Source organism: Pontibacter sp. 13R65, assembly GCF_047525655.1.
Classification (GTDB): Bacteria; Bacteroidota; Bacteroidia; order Cytophagales; family Hymenobacteraceae; genus Pontibacter.
In genome coordinates this window covers 39,818-63,098 of the sequence record NZ_JBLIQL010000017.1, presented here as the reverse complement: position 1 = coordinate 63,098, position 23,281 = coordinate 39,818, and the positions used below count along the sequence as shown (strand labels likewise).

Annotated in this window: 11 protein-coding genes; 2 read left to right on the top strand and 9 right to left on the bottom strand. The window is 47.8% G+C overall.

Annotated features, from left to right (window positions below):
• Window positions 1–177: 177 nt before the first annotated feature.
• The gene (locus ACMA1I_RS17365; protein ID WP_337069689.1) at window positions 178–1,458 is read right to left on the bottom strand and encodes a TonB family protein; all 1,281 of its coding nucleotides are present in this window, start codon (window positions 1,456–1,458) and stop codon (window positions 178–180) included.
• The gene (locus ACMA1I_RS17360) at window positions 1,445–2,029 is read right to left on the bottom strand and encodes a sigma-70 family RNA polymerase sigma factor (protein ID WP_337069688.1); all 585 of its coding nucleotides are present in this window, start codon (window positions 2,027–2,029) and stop codon (window positions 1,445–1,447) included. Before ACMA1I_RS17360 ends, ACMA1I_RS17365 begins: the two co-directional genes overlap by 14 nt.
• Before the next feature lie 937 nt (window positions 2,030–2,966).
• Between ACMA1I_RS17360 and ACMA1I_RS17355 the strand changes: the two genes are divergently transcribed.
• Together ACMA1I_RS17355 and ACMA1I_RS17350 are read left to right on the top strand one after the other, a co-directional pair.
• Window positions 2,967–6,251 (top strand): PAS domain S-box protein, encoded by a 3,285-nt coding sequence (locus ACMA1I_RS17355; protein WP_337069687.1) that lies wholly within the window; start codon window positions 2,967–2,969, stop codon window positions 6,249–6,251.
• Between the two features lie 6 nt (window positions 6,252–6,257).
• Window positions 6,258–6,656, top strand: coding sequence for a two-component system response regulator (locus ACMA1I_RS17350; protein ID WP_337069686.1), 399 nt, complete (start codon window positions 6,258–6,260; stop codon window positions 6,654–6,656).
• 50 nt (window positions 6,657–6,706) lie between these two features.
• On the opposite strand, the gene ACMA1I_RS17345 is transcribed toward ACMA1I_RS17350, so the two are convergent.
• From ACMA1I_RS17345 to ACMA1I_RS17315, 7 genes are all read right to left on the bottom strand, one after another.
• Entirely contained in the window at window positions 6,707–8,608 is a 1,902-nt protein-coding gene (locus ACMA1I_RS17345) for a rhamnogalacturonan lyase (protein ID WP_337069685.1), read from the bottom strand.
• Window positions 8,609–8,962: 354 nt separating this feature from the next.
• Complete coding sequence (locus tag ACMA1I_RS17340; protein WP_337069684.1) at window positions 8,963–10,360, bottom strand: glycoside hydrolase family 88 protein; 1,398 nt, start codon at window positions 10,358–10,360, stop codon at window positions 8,963–8,965.
• Between the two features lie 87 nt (window positions 10,361–10,447).
• Complete coding sequence (locus tag ACMA1I_RS17335) at window positions 10,448–11,833, bottom strand: glycoside hydrolase family 28 protein (protein WP_337069683.1); 1,386 nt, start codon at window positions 11,831–11,833, stop codon at window positions 10,448–10,450.
• A gap of 646 nt (window positions 11,834–12,479) precedes the next feature.
• On the bottom strand, window positions 12,480–15,374 hold the full coding sequence (locus tag ACMA1I_RS17330) for a glycoside hydrolase family 2 protein (RefSeq protein WP_337069682.1): 2,895 nt from the start codon (window positions 15,372–15,374) through the stop codon (window positions 12,480–12,482).
• A 461-nt stretch (window positions 15,375–15,835) separates the two neighbouring features.
• Complete coding sequence (locus ACMA1I_RS17325) at window positions 15,836–18,778, bottom strand: SBBP repeat-containing protein (RefSeq protein ID WP_337069681.1); 2,943 nt, start codon at window positions 18,776–18,778, stop codon at window positions 15,836–15,838.
• Window positions 18,684–19,616, bottom strand: a complete 933-nt coding sequence (locus tag ACMA1I_RS17320) for an SBBP repeat-containing protein (RefSeq protein ID WP_337069680.1) — start codon at window positions 19,614–19,616, stop codon at window positions 18,684–18,686. Before ACMA1I_RS17320 ends, ACMA1I_RS17325 begins: the two co-directional genes overlap by 95 nt.
• A gap of 503 nt (window positions 19,617–20,119) precedes the next feature.
• Window positions 20,120–23,020, bottom strand: coding sequence for a glycosyl hydrolase (locus ACMA1I_RS17315; protein ID WP_337069679.1), 2,901 nt, complete (start codon window positions 23,018–23,020; stop codon window positions 20,120–20,122).
• Window positions 23,021–23,281 lie beyond the last annotated feature (261 nt).

Sequence of the window (23,281 nt, the reverse complement as noted above, 5' to 3'; positions counted from 1 at the left end):
AGCGACAGGTGTGCTATTATAAAAAGCTACCTCTCCCTTAATATAATCCGAAACAGCTTTTCTGAAGTGGAATTAGAAAGGTGTAAAGTCTATTGCCCTAAACCTGTATTTTAGCTCAGGAAGGCTGGTTTCATTAGAATAATTCAGCGTAGCCGCGACGTTTTGTGTGGGTTTGGTTTACGGTTTGAAATTTATGGATACTTTCACCTGCTGGGAGGTAACGCCTCCGTTACTGGTGGCTGGTTGCCAGTCAGGCCCTTCTACTATTAGCCGGATAGCCTCTGCATCGCAGGAAGGATGCAGGCTTTCTGTTACCTTTGCGTTTACCACCTTTCCTGTAGGGTTAACAGTAAAGTCTACTCCTACTTTTCCTTTTACTTGTGCGGCCCTGGCATCTTCCGGGTAACGCATGTTCTCTTTTATATATTTGTTAAACGCTCTGGTGCCGCCTACTGGCCGGGGTGCTTTTGTAACAGGAGCTTTTCCGTAGCCAGTTATAACTACCTCATTCAGGGCGTTGGCACTCGGAAAGAGGTGCACTTCCACTGTGCCGGCTGTAGCATCTAAGGTTGTCTCAGTTGGCGCATAGCCGATGTAGTTAAAGGCAAGGGTGCGAGTAACTGTGGGAGCCGCGAGCGTAAAGTTACCCTCCAAATCGGTTACTGTGCTTGTTTGCGTGCCCTTCAGGGTAACCGTTACGCCTGGTAATCCGTCGCCGTTTTCAGATAAGACCTTGCCGCTAATATTGTTGCTGCTGGTTGCTTTTGGCAGCTCTTGCTCTTTTGCCTGTGCCTTATTGGCATTGGCTGGTGCAGCTGTTCCTTCGGCTTGTTCCAAATTACCGTTGTCGTAGCCGAGGCCTGCCTCTGGCGCTGTAGTAGGTTCTAACTTTTTAGGCGCAGGTGTTTGTAAAGGAGCGGCCAGAGGTGGGTTTTGATGTAAAGCAGCATTTGAGCCAGGTGCGGCAGCTGGTGCAGGTTGTTGCTGTATGGCTGGTTCTGGCCCGATAGCTTCCTCCCAGATTGCCTCAGGGCTGGTAGCAGCAATGGCGGGAGCAACCTCTGTTGGTTCGATCGCTTGTGTTACGGCAGCAGGCCTCTCTTTTGCTAATTGGGTATAGTGGTAATACACTACCAGCGCCAGGGAGCAGAGCAGGGCCACAATGGCAGCAGCGGCACGCCAGTCGAGCAGGGGCATGGCAGGCAGCCGACGTTTCTTTTTAGGTTGCTTCAGGTTATGGAGCCTGAAATGAATAGACTGCACTGCCTTTTGGGTAGAGGAGCGGTCGGCCAGTACCATGCCTTCCACCACATCGGTACAGATTTCGCAGGAAAAAACATGCCGCTCCACCTCCTGGCTGGTAGCCTCCGGCAGCATACCCTCCTGGTATTGGCGCAACTCCTCCAGTGAGGGGTGCTCCTCCGTTCCCCAGATTAGTTGGCTGTTATGGCTGCTCATGATGGTTTTCCAGGTATATTTTCAGGTTTCTTCTGCCGTTTTGTATGTAGCTTTTCACTTTTGGTAATTCACATCCTGTTATGGCGGCAATTTCTTTATAGCTCTTCTGCTGCAAGTAAAACAATTCCAGGCAGATCTTTTGTTCAGGGGGTAACTTGGTGAGGCCTTTTTCCAGAAGCTGCAAGGTTACTTCCTGCTGGTCTTCTTCCAATAGATGCAGTAAAGCAGTGGATTCCATAAGAATAGCAATTTTATCGTCGACTGGTACCTGTTTAGTGTTGCGGCTCCGGAGTAGAACAAGGCAATGGTTACGGGTGGTTACGTGCAGCCAGCTCTTAAAATTACTTATCTCGTGCTTTTTTAACAATTCAAGCAGCCTTTCGAACACCTGCATGGTAGCGTCCTTGCTGTCTTCCTCGTCTTTCAGGTATTTCAGGCATACCAGGTAAACCATTTCGGTGTAGCGCTCAAACAATTCTCCCATAGCCTGCATGTCGCTGGTTTTCTGGTACTTGTGTACCAGCTCCAGGTCGCTCGGGGGCGTAGGTTTAGAGAAGAGTTTTAGAAACATGGGGCTTTGGGTTGTCGCTTATGCTCTTGCACTGGTTCTCAGGCAAAAGCTATAGTAAGATTGTACGTTTTTTTCTGAAAGAAGCGGCAGCACTGCCAGTAAACCTGCCCTAACCTAATCAAAAATTTCCAGAAGAAAAATCCTGTATTCTAAGGAACACTAGTGTTGCTGCAACCTTTTACAAATCACTTATAATGAAGTCTTCGGCAGGTATTTTCATAGAATAGCCGTACTGCTAAACCTATTTATGCTTGGCTGCTCAATGTTTGGGGTCCAGAGATGACAATAAAATATAAATGGTGAATTTAAGATAAGGTACTTTTGCTTGATACGTACTATTCTGGTAAATGGTACTTAGGAGGCCTGCGCCAGCAAGCATGCGCAGTATAAACTAGTGTAGAAGAGTTTATTATTTGTGTTTTTTCAGGGTTATTGGCGTAGAAGTAAAAATTTAATTACGTACATGCAAACTCCAATACCAAGAATAACGCTTGGCTAGATGTAGTATAAAACTATCGGAAAACACTTTTTATGTGAAAAATTATATCCGGTAGTTTCCTTTTTTGAACTACTATTGGCAAGTCAAATTACATTTAAACTGGTACAAGGGCACATTTTATTTCCTGCCAAAGCTTCTGAAAATTGTCTTTCTGGTTGCTATTCTGCAGGAGCCATACAAGGAAGCGATATGGTCGGTAGAAGTTATTACAAAAGCCAAAGAGTTTATAAGTGAGATTTCTTTTGCTACTTAGGAAATTAAATATTTTGTAATGATCTATTATAGAATACTCTTCAGACAAATTGAATTTATTGAAAAATGCTTTTGTATTTCTACTTACGAAAGATTAGTTTTAAAATATAGTCCAATTTAAAATTGGACTATATTTTGATTTCTTTGTTGACTGGTAAGGGCTTTTTATGGGTAATTTATAATAGAATGGAAAGTGTAAGGAATAGTGGGGTATTAGATCGAATAATTGATTTTTCTCTTGATCTGATTTGTGCTATTGATAAAGAAGGGCAAATTTACCAGGTAAATAATATCTGTAAACAAATATTAGGCTATGAGCGGGAGGAACTGGAAGGTAAGACCTTTTTCAGTTTTATTCATCCCCATTATTATGATGCAACTTGCTCTTTCGTAAAAGACGTTTTCAAGAAATCAAAGAAAAGTTATTTCGAGAACTGCTGCCTGAGCAAAGATGGACGGGAAGTGCACCTGCAGTGGTCCATCGTATGGTCTGAGCAGGATGCATTATATTTCTGTATCGGGCGCGACATTACCGAACAAAAACAAATTACTCAACAACTTCGCGAGAGGGAGGAGCTCTACAAATCGTTAATCGAGTATGGGGCAGACATGCTAGGACTCCTCGATGCTAATGGCACGTACTTGTATGTTAGCGGGTCAATTAAAAATATTCTGGGCTATTCTCCAAGCCAATTACTAGGTAAAAGTGCATTAAGTTTTGTTCATCCAGATGACCTAGAAACAGTGCAAAAAGGACTTGCCCAAGCTACCTCAGACACTTATTTTCAGATATCTGAATTTCGTTTTAAAGCTGCAGACGGGCAGTGGCGATGGATCGAAACAAAAGCGACTAACCGGATAGACAATCCGGCTATCAAAGGTATTGCTATTAGCTCGCGCGACATAACTGAACAAAGGCTGAATCGATTGCAACTTCAAGAGAGCGAGCAACGCTTCCGATCATTGTTTGAGAATAACCCGAATCTAATATATTACCAGAATCGGGAAGGTAAAATACTTGATGCTAACCCAGCCTTTTTTTCTACTTTTGGTGTAAATAAAGATGCCATTATAGGGCATTCTTTATTCAAGTTTTTGCCGCCAGATACTAAAAAGTATTCTTATCAAAAGCACCTGGAAGCATTTGAAGGAAAGCTAATTTGCTACGACCTCGAAACTTTAATATTAGGTTTTGAGCAAGAAGGCACACGAAATTTAAATATCACCAAAGTTCCTGTTATTATAGAGGGTACAGTAGTTGGGGTCTATACCATCTTAAAAGACACAACCGAAATTATTCAGTCGCAGAAAACAATTCAGCAGCAGGCTAAAAAGCTGAATACGATCTTCGAAAGTATAACAAATGCGTTTTTTGTACTAGACAAAAACAGGGGGTTCAACTATATTAACAAAGAGGCAGAGCGACTACTCCAAATCACCAGGAACGATTGTTTAGGTAAAGACATTCTTGAAATTTTTAAGGAGGAAGAGGAAGGCGATTTTATAACTCATTACCAACACGCCATAACAACAGGTGAAACAGTAAATTATAAAGCTTTTATTAAACACCCAGGCCTTTGGATAGAAGTTGCCATGTATCCGTCTGAAGAAGGAGTTTCGGTTTACTTTGCTGATATTACGGATAGGGTAAAGACAGAGCAGGAACTTGTTAAACTATCGTTGGTGGCTAGCAAGATTACAAATGGCGTAAATATTATGGATGCCACCGGCCACATTGAATGGGTAAACGATGGCTTTTCAGTGCTTACAGGGTACACATTGGAAGAAGTTGTTGGTAAAACTCCTGGTGAGTTTTTATATGGCCCGGAAACCAATCTCGAAACCGTAAGCTATATTAGGGAGCACTTGAGTAAAGGCATGGCTGTTTCTGCAGAGATGCTGGATTACCGTAAATCAGGTGAAAAAATTTGGCTGGCAGTCAACATTACCCCAATTTTGGACACAAGCGGAAAGGTAGACAGGTTTATAAGTATTTTAACTGATATTACTGCAAAAAAAGAGACGGAGCAGGAGCTAAAGCAACTTTCGTTAGTAGCCAATAAAGTCTCTAATGGCGTTACTATTATGGATGCCAATGGCTGCATAGAATGGGTAAACGATGGCTTTACCACTATAACAGGCTATAGTAAGATGGAAGTTCTGGGGCGAAGACCAGAGGAGATTGTGCATGGTCCGGACACTGACGAAAATGCGGTTCGCCTGATAAGGGACCAATTAAGTAAGGCCTTACCTGTATCTGTAGAAATGTATGATTACCAGAAATCAGGCGGTAGAATTTGGGTGGCCGTAGATATTACCCCCGTTTTAGATGATGCTGGCAAGATTATAAATATTATCAGCATCCAAACTGATATTACTGAAAGAATCAAATTTAGAGAGGAGTTGAAGAAACTCTCATTGGTGGCCAGCAAAACTACGAATAGTGTCATTATTATGGATGCCTATTGCCGTATAGAGTGGGTAAACGAGGCCTTTTGTAAGTTTTCTGGCTACCAGCTGGAAGATGTGATGGGGCAGGTGCCTGGTGAACTTCTTGTTGGCCCCGAATCCGATATAGAGCAATTACAGGAACTGGCAAATAAGTTAAGAAGGGGCTTGCCAGTGTCTATGGAGATGTTGAACTACATTAAGACTGGAGAGAAGAAATGGGTTCTGGTAGAAATTACACCTGTTAAAGACAATAAGGGGACTGTCCTTAAGTTTATTGCCATCCAGACAGATATAACAGAGCGGAAGCAGGCAGAAGTACAGCAAATTAAAATGACGCAGGACCTCTACAAGCAGAACCGGGACCTGCAGCAGTTTACTTACATTGTATCGCATAACCTTCGGGCGCCAGTCGCTAATGCGATTGGCCTTTCAAACCTGATGACAAGAGTTGATAAGCATGATAAAGCCTTCGACAAAGCCTTGCTTAACTTAAAGAACAGTATCACAAAACTAGATTGTACTTTAAAAGATGTGAATACTATTCTGACAGTACGAAACAGTAAACCAGAGTCTGCTCTGCTAAACATAAAGGAGGTATGCCAACAGGCAGAGGACGCACTGCAAGACCAACTTATAGCTTGTGACGGAACAGTCCATTATGAATTTGATGGAAGTCTTTTTATTCAGGCAGATAAAGCGTATCTATACAGCATCTTTTACAACCTGCTCTCCAATGCCATTAAATACCGGTCGGCGGCTCGAGTATTGGAAGTAGTGGTTTCTTGCTGGACTACTCCAGAAAATACAATAAGTATTTCTGTTTCTGACAACGGATTGGGAATGGAGATGCAAAAAGTAGGTAAAGAAATATTTAAGCTCTACAGCCGGTTTCATCCTGAAATAACCGGCCGTGGCATTGGGCTGTTTTTAGTAAAATCGCATGTTGAAGCGATGGGAGGCAGCATAAAAGTAGAAAGTGAACTTAACGTAGGCACTAAATTTATAATTAATTTAATCTAATACCACATGCATGTTTTTGTTATTGATGATGACGAGATAAGCACTTTTCTGGCTGAGCAGGTTTTGTTGGAGGAGGACGAAACTACCTCTATCTCTACTTTTGCATCGGCTGCAGATGCCCTTGAGTTATTAACAAAGCAAGCCCAGGCAGATGTGCCAGAGATGGTGCTGCTCGATCTGCACATGCCCGAAATGAGCGGATGGGAGTTTTTGAATGCACTAAAACCCTATGAGCAATATCTTTATGGCAGGTGTCATATTTATATCTTAAGCTCCTCGCTCGATCAGGAGGATGAAATAAAAGCCAGTAATTACACCTTAGTAAGTGGGTTTTTGCAAAAACCTATCGATCCTGAAACGCTGCAGGTATTATTTTCTCAACTAAAGAACAATTCCAACTTCTAGTTTCAGTTATTGCAGCACTTGCTTGCTAGTAGGTGCTGCAGCAACTTTGGTTATAGGGTGTTTTTCTGTTGTTCTCTGGCTTTCTGCTGCCCTGCCGGTGTTTTAACTGTAATGTTGGGTTTAGGTGGCCAGGCCATGCCGTGGCCCAGAAAGTAACTGGTGTGCGGCGGCTGGTTGTAACCTACATTCTGCCAGGCAATGCTCAGGCGGTACTGCGGGTCGTGCATAAGCGTATAGAGCTTGTGTTCTGTAGGAATGGTAGTGGTAAAAATGCGCAGTTCTTTGCTATCTTCTGTCCGGAACATCACTTCTTCGCGCCAGTCGCCCAAAATGTCGGCGCTGAGGGCAGGAGTGGCTTTGGTGCCGTTGTTGGAGCTGCAGCCTTCAGCAGTGAAGAGCCGCACGGCTTCTTCTTTTTCATAATCCCACTTGTCAATATAATTGCGGTCCAGGATCTCGCGGAGCAGATCGCCATCCCACCAGATTCCGAAATTAACAGAAGTAGGTGCTTTGCTGATGCGCTCGCCTTTTACGTTGTACAAGCCTCCGCTGCCGTTCCACCAGAACTCCGCACCGGGGTTGCGTGGGTCTAGGTCGGCAGCCATGCCACGACCTACGTCTCTTTTCTCTTCACCACCCCAGATCAGTTCGCCGGTGCGGGCATTAAACAGCGCCACACCATACCCTTCGGCTGCAAGACCTTCTTCTGTTTCAATCTCGTGCACGCCCCACACCAGTTGGTCGGAGTTAGCTGGGTCGAAGCGGCTCACGTGCAGGGCATCGCCGTGGCGGAGGCCAGTGGAATAAATGCCTTTTCCGTTGTCGTCTACGGCCATGGCACCGTACACAATTTCGTCTTTGCCGTCACCGTCTATGTCATTCACGCTCAGGCTGTGATTGCCTTGGCCGGAGAAGGGGTTTTTGCTGTTTTCAGAGTCGAATACCCAGCGGGAGGAGAGTTTGCCATTGCGCCAGTCCCAGGCAGCTATGACGCTTCGGCCATAGTAGCCACGGCACATGAGCACACTAGGAAGCTTCCCGTCGAGGTAAGCGGCACCGGCCAGAAAGCGGTCAGAACGGTTGCCATTACAGTCGTTGCCGCCATTGCCGCCTACACCACCCCAGCCACAGAGGTCGCCCCGGCCCACCAGGTAATCGGCCGTAGCCAAGGCTTCTCCAGTCTCACCACTGAACACGGTGAAAAATTCCGGGCCTTGCAGAATCTTGCCATCGGCATCGCGCCAGTCTTTGGAGGCGTCACCAATAATCTTGCCTTTGCCATCTTTGGTGCCATCTGCTGTTTTGCAGGCAAACTCTGCTTTGCCATCGCCGTCCATGTCGATCACAATAAACTGGGTATAGTGTGCGCCTTCGCGTATGTTTTTGCCAAGGTTTATTTCCCATAGGAGCGTGCCATCTAACTTGTAGGCATGAAAAATGGGCTCATCGGTAAAGCCTTTGGAAGGGGTGTCGCGGCTGCGACCAGTCATATGAATGATGATCTCATACTCGCCATCACCGTCCAGGTCGCCAACAGAGGCATCGTTGGCGGAATAGCCTTGTGGTGTTTGTAGTGGAATGCTTAGATAGTTTTGCTCCCACACGCTGGCTGTTTCTGAGGCTGCTAGTTCTTTGCCTTGCAACACAGGTTTTACAAAATAGCTGGTCTCCTTTATAAGGTCGGCTTTGGTGTCTACAAAGTTGGTGCTGTTGGTAAGGGGTTGTTTATTTAATTTTACAGCTTTTTTGTTGCCACTTTTCCGGTAGAGGTTAAAGGCTGTTTCTTCAGGCTCTGTTCCAAGCAAACGCCAACCAACATAAACGGTGTTATCAGAGTTCTTTACAGCTACCATGCCTCTGTCCAGGTATTCCATTTGCCTTTGGCTCAGAGTAGTGCCGGCAAACAGGCAACAGAAGAGGAGGGTCATGGAAAGCGTTTTGAGTTGGGCCATGCGTAGCGGTTTTACTATTCGTAATTAAGTTTGGCGTGTGCTGGAATGTCAAGGCTCCTTAAATAAATAGCCAAGTGTGCTTCACAAATTATTCTAATAAAAAAGGTCTTCCGGAGGCTCTCTTGGATTTTAAAGACATAGGGCAACAGATATAACTCTTATTGAATACATCAGGAAAGGCAGGAATAAAAGACCCGCAGGATATTTTTAGGAGCCAGGCAATGAAGAAATTTTCATCCTCTCATTCACACCATCCTCCCTATTGCTGTAACCAATTCTGCTAATGAAACTGGCCTTCCGAAGACTTTTAGCCTAATTTATGGTCAAGGGTTTTCGGAAGGCTTTTGTCTCTGGCTATTTAGCTGCCGATGAAAACTGCACCGAGCTATCGTTCATCTCAAATTTGTTGCCTTTAAGCAAGTTGATCATTTCGGCACCGGCAAGCAGTACCGGGCCGTAGCCGTGGGCGGCGTATACGTTAATGGGGCGGTAATAATAAAACGCCGGATCAAAGCCCATGCCTGTGCCTACACACGTGCCTTCTACCTGGCCCTTGTCATTAACTTTGGTCGAAACGGCATTCCAGGCGAGTAATACCATGGGACCATACGCTTGTTTGTCGAGCCAGCCCTGGTTAATGGCGCGGGCAATGGCATAAGCATAAATAGCCGTAGCAGATGTTTCGAGGTAGGAGTCGTTACGGTCTATTAACTGATGCCAGAAGCCTTCGCCCGACTGATACATGGCAAGACCCTTTACATGTGCCCGCAGTTGCTCCAGCACTTTCTGGTAACCGGCATGCTCCTTCGGCAGCACATCAAGAAGCTCCACCAAGGTCATAACGGCCCAGCCATTGGCACGCGCCCAGTGGAACTGCGGGTGCGGCTCCATGCCCTGCACCCAACCGTGCATGTATAGTCCTTTCTCCTTGTTGAACATGCGCTCTGAATACTGCAGCACCTGCTTCACGGCATCGTCGTAGTAGCGGTTGTCGTTGGTGAGCTTGCCCATTTGCGCCAGGGCCGGCACACTCATAAACAAGTCGTCGAGCCAGAGCGTGTTAGGCAGCGGACGGTTACGTGCCAGCGTGCCATCTGGCAACCTGAACTCTTTGGTGCTGATGTAGTTCATGTAATTATCGATGATCGGGCGCAGGTTTGCTTTGGTAGCGCCACTACGCGTAGCCTTGATCATAGCGGCAGCCATGGCTCCGGCATCGTCGAGGGCGTGTGGGGCCAGCATCTGCCGGAGCGGCCCTTTGGCCGCGGGATTTTTCTTTAGCTCATTTTGGTAAAAGGGAGCAGCATCGGCCAGGAAATTCAGACGTTGAGCGGTGTAATTGGTGTAGCGTTTGTCGCCGGTTGCCTCTCCGGCCAGCAACATACCGGCGTAGGTTACACCCCACTCGTAGCTGGTAAGCCTGAAATCGCCCTGCTCCAGCGTCGACTCGTTGTTCAGTTTTTTCAGGTCGGTAACGGCTTTGCCGTTTTTATCGAGCATGCGGTAAGGCGTGGTGGCATCGAGGTAGCCATGTACACGCTGCAGCACTTTGGCAATATCCTCTACCGTGGTGGTGCCATAGGGTGTTACGTAGTCGGGCTGCATGGCATGTAGCGGTGTGTTGGTATCAGTGGTCTTAGTTTGGGCTGTTGCCACCTGGAAAGCGCCTGTGGCTAAAGCCAGAGCCAGCAGTGTTGTTTTTAGTTTTTTGCTATTACCTCTGAAGCAGGCAGCAGTGTTGTTATTATTCATTTTAGCAGAACTGAAATTTCAATTTTATGATAGCGGAAAAGTGTTTTTGCAATTTGAGTGGAGGTCCTGGACGCGAACGATTATTCATCATTCAGCATTCCGGTTTATGATTGCCGGGCCCTGTTGTACTTGCAGCTTCAGGCCGGATGTATCGAGCTGCACCACATGTTCCAGGGTAAGCCCTTTCTCAGCTTTTATATCACAGTCTTTAAAAGTAACTCCCTGGATAGGGCTTTCTGGCAGACCGCGAATATCGCCAACGGTGCGGGCATTGCCGGTAATGCCAATAAGTTGCACATTTCGAACAACAGGTAGCACCTCGGCAGGAGGTTTAATGGGAGGCACCATACGCCAGGCCATGTTGAACTCCAAGGCTTTGCGTGTACCCCGCACTTCAATGTTTCGGAACGTAATATTCTCCACCACACCGCCTCGGCTAGGCTGCGATTTGAAGCGGATAGGTGCCCAGTTGTCTGCTTCGGCTACACAATTACGAACCTCCACATTGCGGATGCCTCCGGATGTCTCGCTGCCCATGGCCACACCTCCGTGCCCATAGCCAAAGCGGGTATTTTCTATCAGGATGTCTTCGCTGGGTCGGTTTACCCGCAGCCCGTCTTCATCCTTACCCGATTTTATAGAGATGCAGTCGTCATTTACATCTATGTCGCAGCCGCTCACGCGCACATTTCTGCTCGAATCTATGTCTATGCCATCGGAGCTGGGAATGTTATGCGCCGCCCGGATGGTCAGGTTTTCGATCGCTACATTTTCGGAGTACAGGATGTGCAGGCCCCAGACCGCCTGGTTGCGCAGGTTCAGGTCTGCAATACGTACATGGCTGCAGTTCTGGAAGCTGATGAGCCGGGGCCGACCGAACCATCGCCTGTTATTCGTGCCGGGGTTGCTGCTCTGCTGCTCGCGTTGCTGCCGGAACTGCTCCACCCATTCTACTCCGGAGCCATCTATGGTGCCGGTGCCCGTAAGGCTCACATGGCTCAGGTTTTCGAAATTCACCAGGGCCGATGTAAATAGTTTTTCTTCTCCTTCCCAGCGCGTTTGCACCTGCGGGTAATCATCCTGGTTGGTCGTGCCTTTCAGCACCCCCTCCGCCTCCACATGAAGGCTGACGCCATTCTTTAAGAAAATGGCTCCGGTTAGAAAGGTGCCTGCCGGAACCACAACTACACCACCTCCTTTAGCCGCACATTGGTCTATAGCGGTTTGAATAGCCTGCGTATTCAGGGATGTTCCATCGCCAATAGCCCCAAACTTTGTAATTAGAAAGCGTTCTTCTTTTGCTCTTGAAGCAGTACAAGCCACCTGTTGGAGGAGTAGCAGATAAAGCAGGAGCAACAGCACCTGCTTTTGATTAAAACCAGAATGGCGCACTCTTAACGGAATGCGCGCAAATGCTAGCCTACTGAAAGCAAAAAGCTCTTGTTTAAAGCATTGAACGAACGTTTGTTTCATAGAAGGCTGCATGTAACTGCTACTGCGTAGTTTTTGCTATGGTTCTTGATTTTCTAAAGCTATAAATTATTTGCTGATATTCTATCCTGCGCTGTCCGGTATTGTTAGGTGCTACCAGTGAAGGATGAGGCGAAAGGTAAGGAATGAATTTCGTTTAAAGAAGGGTTTAGATACTAGATGTTAGATGTTAGATGATAAACTTTTCGTCTGAATCAGAATCTAAAGGAGGATCATTTAAATTATTCGCTCAAACCTTTCAGTTCGCTCTAGATTAATTAATCACTAGACAATTAGCAATCAGATTATTCTAATGAAAATAGCCTTCCAGAGGTGATCTGGCATTAGTAAGGGCCAGGGTTGATGGCTTATTAATTTGAGTAATTTATATTTTAGAGTATAGCTATACTTTGATAAAGCCACTTATTATCACTACTGCGAGTTTAGGTGCAGCTCTAACTTATAACAATTATAATATTTCAAGGCAGTGGAGCCTCTGTTAATCTATTTACAAGTTATTTCAATTAGCAGCAGGATTTGATGTAAAAAGAAAGGCTGCACCAAAAAGCAGCCTTTCTTTTTACATCAAATCAGTTTGGAATTTTTACTTTTCCAGAGTTATAAATAAAATTTCTGATTAGGCGAAGCCTTAAAACAGCTCATCTTTTACTGGTCGGCTGAACTGCTCCGGAGCGGCATCGTCTGTTTTCGGAAGGCCAAAGTAGAAATAAAGTGTTCTTTTAATTGGTCCTTTTACGTGATTTGCCTCGCCTGTAGGCCCCAGATTGTGGGTGTTGGCGCTGATGTTCAGAGCTAGTTTGGTGCCCAGGGCCGGAATATTATCGAGGAAAGAAATGTTGCCTACCGGCAGCTCAGGGTACGGTTTTACACCGGACAAACCGTAGAAATCAAAGCGGCGCACAAACAAATCTTTTTCTTTGCTTGCCACTAAAAACTTGCCCTGCACGGTGTTGAACTCCATCCAGGTAACGTCAGCAAAGTAGCCTTTAAATTCAGGGTAGTTCCAGGGGGCGCTGCCGGTATGGGTGTCGTTGTAATAGTTTTCCCATACGTTGTGTGTCACGCCTTGCAGCCTGTTTTTCCAGACACGGTAGGGGCCTTTCCCCAGCCATTTGGCACCAATCACAAAGTTTTCGGGGTAAGTGAAGCTGATGCCGGTGAAAGGGTAATCGCCGTTCAGGCTGTACTCATAATCGAGGCTGAGCCAGCCGCTGCCGTGCATTTTCCAGCGGGCATATTTCATGTCGCCGGTATAGTTTACTTCCACCACATGGCCATCGCCGTCTTTGTAGTGCTTTACGTTGGCTACAGTTGCTTTGCCAGCTACCATCACAGGTCCATCTCTAAAGAAAAGGCCTGCACTTTTATCGTTGGCTAACTCTGCAATGGTGCCATTTTTCTTGTTGAATTTTACTGCTATCTCGCCGCCCTTCAGGGTAATGGTAGAGTCTGTCTCGGTTACGATTACTGCATTCTTGTCGTTCAGTTCTACAATGCCAGCAAGCATGGCTTCGTTGGTTCTTACGTTCCAGCTCCAGGTGTAGATCAGTTCTTTGGCCGGGTCGTAAGCCGATAACATCAGCAGGTCGTAGTCTTTCCAGTCGGCGGGCAAATTGAGTTTCAGGTTGCCTTTGGCTACCGGTGCAATGGCTGGTCCGGCTCCTGTGCCTTTCTTTTTGGTGATGTAGCCGGTAAACTGGTCACCGGGCTTGCGGTAATCGGCCAGCTCCCACTGAAAGGTGCATTGGTTCAGGTTGGTGAAGTGGAAGCGGTTCTCTACGGCAATCTCTCCGTTAAAATTGCTGGGGAGTTCTTTTAAATTGATTTTAACCGGTGAAAAAACTTCTCTTATGGCCCAGAAGCTGCCTTCTTTCTGACGGTGCGGGCCTACCACGCCATCCGGTGCATTTACTTTGTTCACGTCTATGTAGCCATCCAGGTCGGTACGTACAAGTCCTTCATCTACCAGGGCCCACAAGAAACCACCAGCTCCGAGCTTGCTGTTCCAGTGCAGTTCCCAGAAATCGTGGAGGGAAGTGCCGCCGCCGCCATCATCCTGTGAGTGCAGGAACTCGGTAGGCATATAAATATTAGGGCCTTCAAGGAGACTTTTGGTGCTGTAGTAGTCTTCGTAGTGGTTGCAGTCTATGCCGTTAATTTCGTTGCCCGGGCGGTGGTGCGCATGAATAACGGGACGGTTGGAGTGGTCATAGAGGGCGTAGTCGTCTACCAGTTCTTTGTTGTGTCCGCCCTCGTTACCGTTGCTCCACAATATAATGGAAGGATGATTGGCATCGCGGATCACCATCTCTTTCACCAGTTGTGTGCCTACTTTGGTGTTGTAAGCGTTCTGCCAGCCAGCCAGCTCATCGAGCACGTAGAGGCCCAGCGAGTCGCAGATTTCCAGAAAAGCTTTATCAGGAGGATAGTGGGAGCAGCGCACGGCGTTCATATTCATTTCCTTCATCAGCTTCACGTCCAGCAGGTCTATCTCTCGGTTCACTGAGCGGCCCGTCTCCGGCCACCACACATGGCGGTTGATGCCTTTCATTTTAATTTTGGTGCCGTTAACATAAATGCCGTCTGCTTCCCTGATCTCGATGGTCCGGAAACCGAACTTGTCTGTGGTTTGCGAAACGGTTTTTCTTCCTGATACGATAGAGGTGCGAATGCTGTAGAGGTTGGGGGTTTCAGAGGTCCACAGCAGCGGGTTGACAACCTGCGTTTTCAGGTTCACAAGCGTATCTGTCTGTGCAAACGCTTTGCGGGTAGTGGAGATTACTTTGCCGCTGGCATCCATAATTTCGGCCAGTACCTCGTGCTTCGCCTGCGGATTTTTCAGGTACACGTTCATCGAGAAAGATCCATCGGATTTGGCATCCACGGCAGTCCAGTCGATGTGCTGCTTTGGCTGTGCCTCCAGGTAAACCGGCCGGAAAATGCCGCCAAAGATCCAGTAATCGGCCAGGCGCTCAGCGCTGTTCACCGAAGGGTCGGCCGACATTTTGCTCACCGTTACTTCCAGCAGGTTGTCCTTTCCAATCTCCAGCTTATCGCTGATGTTGTACTTAAAGCGGTAGAAGGAGCCCTGATGAATGGGGCCGGCCGGCTTGCCGTTTATCTTCACCTCGGTATCGGTCATGGAGCCTTCAAACACGATATAGATTTCCTTGTTCTTCCAGCCTGTCGGTACCTGAAAGGTGTGTTTGTACATACCTTTCTCATCGGCAAACCGGAAGTTCTTGCCATAGGTCACGTAGTCGCGGCCGTAGTTGTACGAGCCGAAGCCCTGCTGCTCCCAGTGCGACGGCACCTGAATGGTACTCCAGACACCGCTGTTGCGCCCACCGGTACAGAAAAAATCCCAGGAAACGGTGTTGTTGTTATCGGTTCCGGAAAGATATTTCACCTGCCGTTGCGGTGAATCTTTAGCGAAGGCCGTAGTGGTGCAGATGAGGAGGAGGCAAAGGAAAAGCAGTTGTTTAATGGACATGAGCAGAAAAGGATTAGGCTTGTTTTTCATGTTAACAGGTTTACTGACCTCGCGAGAGGGGCAGCAATAGTTGGTTAAAGCTAACACGAAAAGCAAACGGAACTGTCCTGCGGTATCCGGCAAAGGAGAGATTAGAGATATTTACAGAAGCTTTGAAACAGGAGGTTTAGTGATAGCTCTTACTTGAAGCAACTCTTCTGGAACAGGAATCACTCCCGTAAGTTGCCTGTGATGTCGGTATAATGACTAGAAGGAAACATGAAAAACAGGGGATAAAGCAGATTAGAAAAGTAGCTTACTGCTTTAAGTTGATACTACATACTCTTGCTGTAGCATCTGCAGGTGTGGCAGGCCATGACTGGATGTAGGAAGGGTGGGTGCGGGTGAACAGCCATATGCATGCTAATGTCGTTTTTATGGTAGATGTTTATAAAACAAAAGCCGAATCCTGTTTTTAAAGATTCGGCTTTTGTGTCTGAGTTATCAGTCTCTTATTTCTGAACAATAACTTTTACAGTCTGCACCTTAGTGCCACTGCTCAGGCGGACCAGGTAAAGCCCCTTGTTCAGACTTTCTGCCCTCACCTCGTGTTCGTAGCGTTGGTTAGCCTCTGCGGCGCCAGCAGCTACCTGCTTTACGAGCGCTCCTTTCAGGTCATAAAGCTCCAAACTGTAGTCCGTGCTCTGCTCAAACGCAAAACCTAGTGTTGTACGATCAGTGAAGGCGGTGGGGTAAGCCTGAAGCGGCTGGGGGTTAGGTCCATACTCCATGGTAGGTAACGTATTCTTTTTGTCTCTCTTCATGTTCGGCACGTGAATGGCTATGTTGCCCCCTCCGATAGTCTGACAAGGCTTTGCGTTATAATCCGGACCTGACGAGCTGCAGCTGGCCTGGTTGTCATAAATAATAGCACCCGGACTACTATTAGCCGCAATCTCCCAAACCAGGATGCGCAGCCGGTCCTGCTCTCTCCCTTTTTTACCTTTGTTAGTGCTGTAATCTCCGTCTGTGGCCGAGATCAGATAGCCGAAGCTGCCAGGGGCGGTGGCGATTCTGCCCGAACCGTCAAGATAGGAGAGCCTGCCCTTGCCTCGAAAGTAGGCGGTGTTTTCAGAGATGACCAACGAGCCGTCTTCTACACTGGTGCTGCGGAAAACGGAGGAGCCATCCTTTAAGAGGAGTAGGAGAGAGCCTTGTGCCACGTCTTCCGTTTCCTTTCTATATTTTGCAGCAAAGGCCCAGTGAGCGCGTCCGCTATTCTTCATAAGTTCATGGTCTGATGCGGTAGGCGACAGAATCCAGCCACCACCTGTTACAAAACCTGCATCGGAGTCGAATACATGCACGAATAGCGCCGTATCCTGGTTCATACAACTTTCTTGTCCGCCATAAGTGACCATTAACCTGTAAATGTCAGGGGTAGCAGGCCAGTCGACGAGGATGGAGGAGCTGCCCTGGCCGGTGAAGGAGGTGTGGGCCTGGCCATCGGAGCCGGTAATGTGCCAGGTAAAACTTGTTGCCCCGGTTGCAGCAAGTGAATAGACGGAAGCTTTCTTTCCAACTGCTTCCGTTGTGTTACCTGTAATGGCGGCTTTTGCTAAAGCTGGGCACTCACTCTGGCTGTACATGATGGTAAGAAAATCATAATCTGATACAATATGCAGACTTTGGCCCGTAATCACCACATTCCCATGGCTGTCCAGTGCCATGTCTACAGCAGAATCGAAAGGACCCTGATTTTGTATGTCCCATATAGGAGTCCCGTCGGAGGCACTGTACTTCACCGTGCTGAATACTCTTTTCTCGCTGGGGTCGATCCAGCTTGAGCCGGTAACGTATACGCCCCCTTGGTTATCCGCGGCAATGGCCGTAGCTATGTCTTGGCTACCGTTTTCTTTATTGAAATGTTGCGCCCAGCGTAAGTCGCCGTTGCTTGCCTCGTAGCGTATGGTAGCGTAGGAAGTAGTGAATCCGTTGAAACTACTGCCTGTCACGTAGACGCCGCCAGTATTGTCTACGCTTAAGGCTCTGGCCTGGCCAGAACTGCTGGTAGCCTCATCATACCGCTGGAGCCAACTTACCTGACCTGTGGTTGCGTCGAAGCGTACAGTAGCGTAGTTATAGGAGAAGTTGCTGCCATAATAAGTACCTGCGGCAAAAACGCCACCTTGCTTATCTACTGCAATGGCTGCAAAGCTGAGGGAGTTGTTATCTCCTAAGTCATGCGTTTGTTCCCAAGTTTGGGCGCCATTGGCCGCATCGTAGCGAACGGTGGCGGATACGCCTGTGACATAAACACCTCCCTGGTTATCTATTGCCATGGCTCTGGGAAGATTATTGCCTCTGGTGCCCTCATAAATCGAAGTCCAGGTTTCGTCACCTGTGGCTGCATCATAACGGATGGTGGCGTATGTTCTGTATCCATACTCTTCGCTAATTACTCTCCAGCTTGAGCCGGTAATATATACACCGCCCTGTTCATCTACCGCTAAATCAGCAGGAAAATCATAATGGTTGCTTTCTCCATTAAATCGTTGTACCCAGCTTTGCTGCCCAGTGGCTGCTTCGTAACGGATGGTAACATAGTCGCTTCCGGTATCCTGACTTTCGCTAAAACCTGTAATGTACACACCGCCCCGATTGTCTACAGCAATGGCTCTTGCCCCGTTGCTGTGGCCAGATTTATATGTCTGCACCCAAAGCTCCTCACCAGTTGGTGAGTATTTTATGGTAACTATGCTGGACCTGCTCATGTCCAGATCATATTCATAGGTGCTGGTGCCGGTTACATAGCTGTTACCTTCAGCATCTACTGTAACGGCAAGAGAGTAATCAGCAATACTGCCAATTACATCATGCCGGCTGGCCCAATTTTGTGTGCCGGTAATCGCATCGTAGCTGACAGTGGCAAAATCAGGGCCGGTATCATTTGATTGACTATAACCCGTAATGATAACTCTGCCTGTGTTTGAGACTGCTATGGCACTCGCCTGATCGTAGCTGTTGGCAGGTCCATTGTAGCGCTGCGCCCAGCTTTCCTGGCCGTTAGATGCCTCGTAGCGAACGGTAACAAAGTCATTGGCGGTGTCAGGAAAGCGGATATCTCCGGTTACAAAAACACCTCCTGTTTGATCTACGGCGACTGCTATGGCACTGGCCAAGTCCGTTCCGTCAACTCCTCCACTGTAGCGTTGTACCCAAGTTTCACTGCCAGTAGCCGCCTCATAGCGAATAGTAGCGTAGTCTGTTACAAAACTTTCGCCTGTTCTTGAAGCTGTACCTGTACCTGTGACAAAGACACCACCTCGGCCATCTACGGCAATGGATTGGACTATATTATTACTGTTGTTCTCTCCGGTATAGTGCATAAGCCAGCTCTCCTTGCCTGTGGCGGCATCGTAACGGATGGTGGCGTAACTGCTTATTGTTGCCACTATAGCTGTCGCCGGTTACATAAACGCCACCTTGATTATCCACGGCAATGGCACTAGCATAAGAATTATTTCCACTGGTGTAGTAACTTACCCATCTCTGGGTGCCGGTGCTGGCCTCATAAGATACGGTGGCATAGCTTGTATTTTCATTATTGTCGCTGCTATACCCGATTACATAAAGGTTGCCAGTGTTATCTACAGCTATAGCAGCAGGAGTGGCTCTGCCATTGGTGGGCTCTTTGTAACGCTGCACCCAGCTCTCCACGCCGGTAGCCGCATCGTAGCGGATGGTGGCAAAGTCGGTAATAACAATGCCGCCAGGAAAGTTGGAACTTGCTCCCGTAACGTAAACCCCGCCCTTGTTATCCACTACAATGTCGCTGGGTTCATCAGAGCCATTAGCTGGCCCATTGTATTGTTGCACCCAACTCTCTTCGCCTGTAGCCGCATCGTAACGGATGGTAACATAATCGTGCTCACCGACAACATACCCGGTATAACCAGTAACATACACGCCGCCGGAATTGTCTACGGTGATGGCTGCAGGCCTGGAAGATTGATCTTGCCTGAACACCTTTGCCCAAAGCTCTTCTCCAGTTGGGGAGTACTTTACGGTTACGATGCTACCTGAAATCACATAGGCAGCTTCTGTACGGTTCGTGGTGCCGGTGATGTAGCTGTTGCCTAGTTCATCTACGGCGATATAACCGGAGAATTCGTTCTGACTCCCTTTACTGTCGTAGCGGCTAACCCATTTTTCAATGGGCTGCTGTGCATAGGCCATCGGGCTGAAAAGGCAAAATAAAAAGCAAAGCAAATAAGGTAAGTTTTTGTTCATAGCTGTGAATTAAAATGTGGTGGCAATAAGGGAAATGACAGATTCTCCTACAGTGTAGGCACAAGGGAATATTGTAAGAGAAATGCAATACAAGTGGGGAATTCGATAAATGTCGGGAGCTTTTTTATGTACGGTTTGTTGTATTTTGTAATTAAAAAACAATAAAAAATAAAGTGTAATGGCTGAAATAAAGTGTAAAGGAAGTTTAAACAAGGGTAATGGAAAAACATGTAATAACAGGTAAAACAGCAGCAAGAGAAGTAGCTTCTGGATAAGTAAATAACAGCCATAGACCTGCTATAGAATAGGAGGGAGCACAGGGAAGTTGGTGCGAGACAGGTATAGTGGTATTGAAGGGAATACCAAGGATAACAAAATTTATTTTGGAGCAGCCACAGGGTAGCAGACATGAGCAGGAGGGCTCGCACTATGGCTAGCTTGCTGAAGTTCCGGCAGTTGCAGCTGTAGTAACGCCACTGCAACTGCCGGAATCAATTTAGTTCCTATTTTTTGGACTCAACAGCATTGTCAGTTCTCGTTCCTGCCTCCAGCGCAGCAGGAGTCAGCAGTACCGGGCCAATTAAGCCTGAAGCACGTGGTTCCCATTTTGCAGCTGTGAAACCACCGTTTTTGTCTCTGTTCTCAGCTCTTCGTGCTGCCATATTTATGTTATAGAATTTTTTCCATTCCATGTTATTTCGGTCCATGTAGGCTACACGATTGGCCATGGAGTTAGAGACGTGCACCTCCAGCATATTTTTCTTTTGCAGCAGCCTATCCGGAATGGTGAGTTGGTAGGTTGGCCCGATGAGGGTGCTGAGTTCTTTGCCATTCAGGATGACGCGCGCGCTTTCCTCTACCTTGCCCAGGTCCAGGAGCCAGGCTTGGGCTTTGCCTTTTGGTTTGGAGAAGGAGAGGGTATAGGAGGCCGTGCCGGAGAAATTTTTGTATTCCTCACCACCAAGTTCTGTCCATGATTTAAGTGTGCTGGTTTTAACTTCTGCTGGTATAGTCGGGCCTCCTTCGGTGAAGCGGATGGTCCAGTTACCGGTTAGTTCCTGCGCTTTACCCGCCGGTTTTGTATAAGTATAAGGAGTGCCTGTGGCAGGAGTGGATCTTGCATCCAGCAAGCAGGACTCGCCCGGAGCCAGTTGCAGGTACACCTCAATTGGTCCATTACCGGATTTGTGAATAGTTGCATATCCTGCTTCCCCGTTCATGGGATTATACAAGGCTACAGAGGTGGCAATTGCTTGCAGCGGGACATAACCATGAAATATTTTTTCGCCCCAGTTGGAGATAAAGTAATAATGGCCCTGTTCGTGCTGCCTGCGCAGGTATTGTAGGCCACTGTCTACCATCTGTTCGCGCTGGAGCCCGGCAAACTGAAGAGCGTCGTGCAGGTTGTTGCTCAGGATAAAACTACCTTTCCCGATAGTTGCTTTACGAATGCCAGCTTGGTCAGAGTTTTGGAAATTGAGTTGCGCCACCAGTTGCTGGTAGGCTGCCTGCCGCTCCTGCAGTTTGCCTAGGCCTGGCACACTGGCTGGCAAGTTTTTATACACTACCACCGTGGCCCCTTCTTTAGCCAGCTTTACCAGTTGCTCAAATGTTTCGAGCGGGATGAGGCGCGCATCCGGAACGACCACTGTTTTGTAGGTGATTCCACCTGTCCTTAAAGCATTCTGCTCTGCCTTTACCTGCAGCAGCTGCCGGTCAGAAATAAAATCGAAGCTATAGCCTTTGGACTGCATTTCGTTGGCGCTAGCCTCTACACCTGTACCTTTAAAACCATGCGACAGCCCGTCGAAGTGCTGCAGCAGGGAGTTGCCGGGGGTGGAGTAGGTATCGTAGATGGGCAGGTAAAGCAGCGCCTCATTGTTTGGTTTGCCTGCCTGCAAAAATGACTGGCTGCGGGCAACATAGGTATTCAGCGCAGCGAAATCGTTCCAGAAGGTGTTATTTGGGTTAAAGTGCACAGCTGCATAAAACAGCCAGCCCGGCCACTCCGCTGCCTGCGGCGAATAGTTGGTGCCATGGTAGAAGGTGTGGTTAATACCGCCCAACAGAAACAAATCCATCGCCTTCTTCACATCCCGCAGCGCCGACAGGAAATGCTCGTTCTCCCAGGTTGCTGATTCGGAAGAACTCAGTTTTTTGCCGGTTACATTAGCCGCTGAGGAGGCAAATTTAATGCGCATAATATCAGTGCCTTCTATTTCGGGGATGTCGGTGGCGGCATAGAGATCGAGGATGTTGCCTGGGGAGCCATGGGCCTGGTTCCGGATAAGTGCGCCATGTTTTTGTGCCCAGGTGTGCCAGTGTTGCGTGTAGTTTTCCAGAATCAGGTCGGAGATGGTTTCGCGGTAATCGCAGAGCACGCGCTGGTTGTTCTCTTCGGTGCTTTTGCCAAAAAGCGCGGGCAGCTGCTGGCGCAGATCGTAGCCACGGCGCTTCCTGAACTCCTCCAGCAGGCGGGGAGTCCAGTTGGCTTCGCCCTGTGCATCGTCTACTTCGTAGGAGTCGTTGAAGAAGGCACGGAGCGAGTTTATGTTTTGGCCTTCAAACGCCTCATCAAAACGCTTCAGGTAATTTTCGGTGGCTTGTTTGGAGAAATGGTCTATTACATCGCCTTCTCCGCCTGGTCCGGCACGCTCTACCATTTTGCCATGCCAGCCCTGGAAAATAGCGTACAGGTTCCAGTTACCGGAGGGCGCTTTCCAATTCAGGTTTCCTTTCTGATCGACCTTTTCTGTCAGGTCCAGCGCCTGGCCTTTGTCGGAGTAGGCCATGAGGGTTTGAAGCGGCAGCAGCTTTGGGAAGCGCACCTGGTCAAAGGCATGCAGCTGCAGGTTAGGATTTTTTACAATCGGCTCCTGCACCTTTTCTATTGCTATTTTCTCACCAACCGTGCGCACGAGCGGCTCCTGCCTATACTGCACCGGCTCTTTCAGACTTTCGCCACCTTTTAGGGTGTAAGTTTTGTGGGCAACATATTTGCAGGCATCCTCCAGGCTCACCCACGGACCGCCAAAGGGCCAGCCCGATGCCTGGGCCATGTCCACGCCCATATCCAGTCGCTCACCCTCCCGCAGGGTATGCTGCAGCATCTGCATCCACTTCGGCGACAGAAAATCGATGAACTCTTTTTCAGCGCCTTTCACTCCATAAATCGGTGTGATCTCTACGCCACCCAAACCAGCCTTTTGGTACTGCTCCATCAGGAGCGTCAGGTCTTTTTCGTTCACGGCAGAGCCCATCCACCACCAACGAGTCCAGGGTTTAGCCTCTTGGGTTATGGTGGGCCATTGGGGAGGAGTTGGTGATTGAGCTAAGGCGGGCGTGCTGCTCAGCAACCATAAAAAAGCAGCGCCAGAACCAATTTTTCGAAGTGCTTTGTGCATGGAGTAACGGGTTAATATATGTTCGAAGCAGGATAAAAGCTGGCCTATTAACCTTGGGGTTAAAAGCTGCTAAAACCCTCCGGAAGGCCTTTTTCATTAGAAGAATTGGTTTGAAAATTAGTTGTTGATTGTAAATATTAAATGGGTTGAATTGTTGTTTTGATAAAGTGGAAGCATGAGCTGCAAAGTATTTGGAAGGGCAAAACCATTAGAATAATTTATTTAATATGCTGATCCAATTGTACCCACTTAATTAATTTT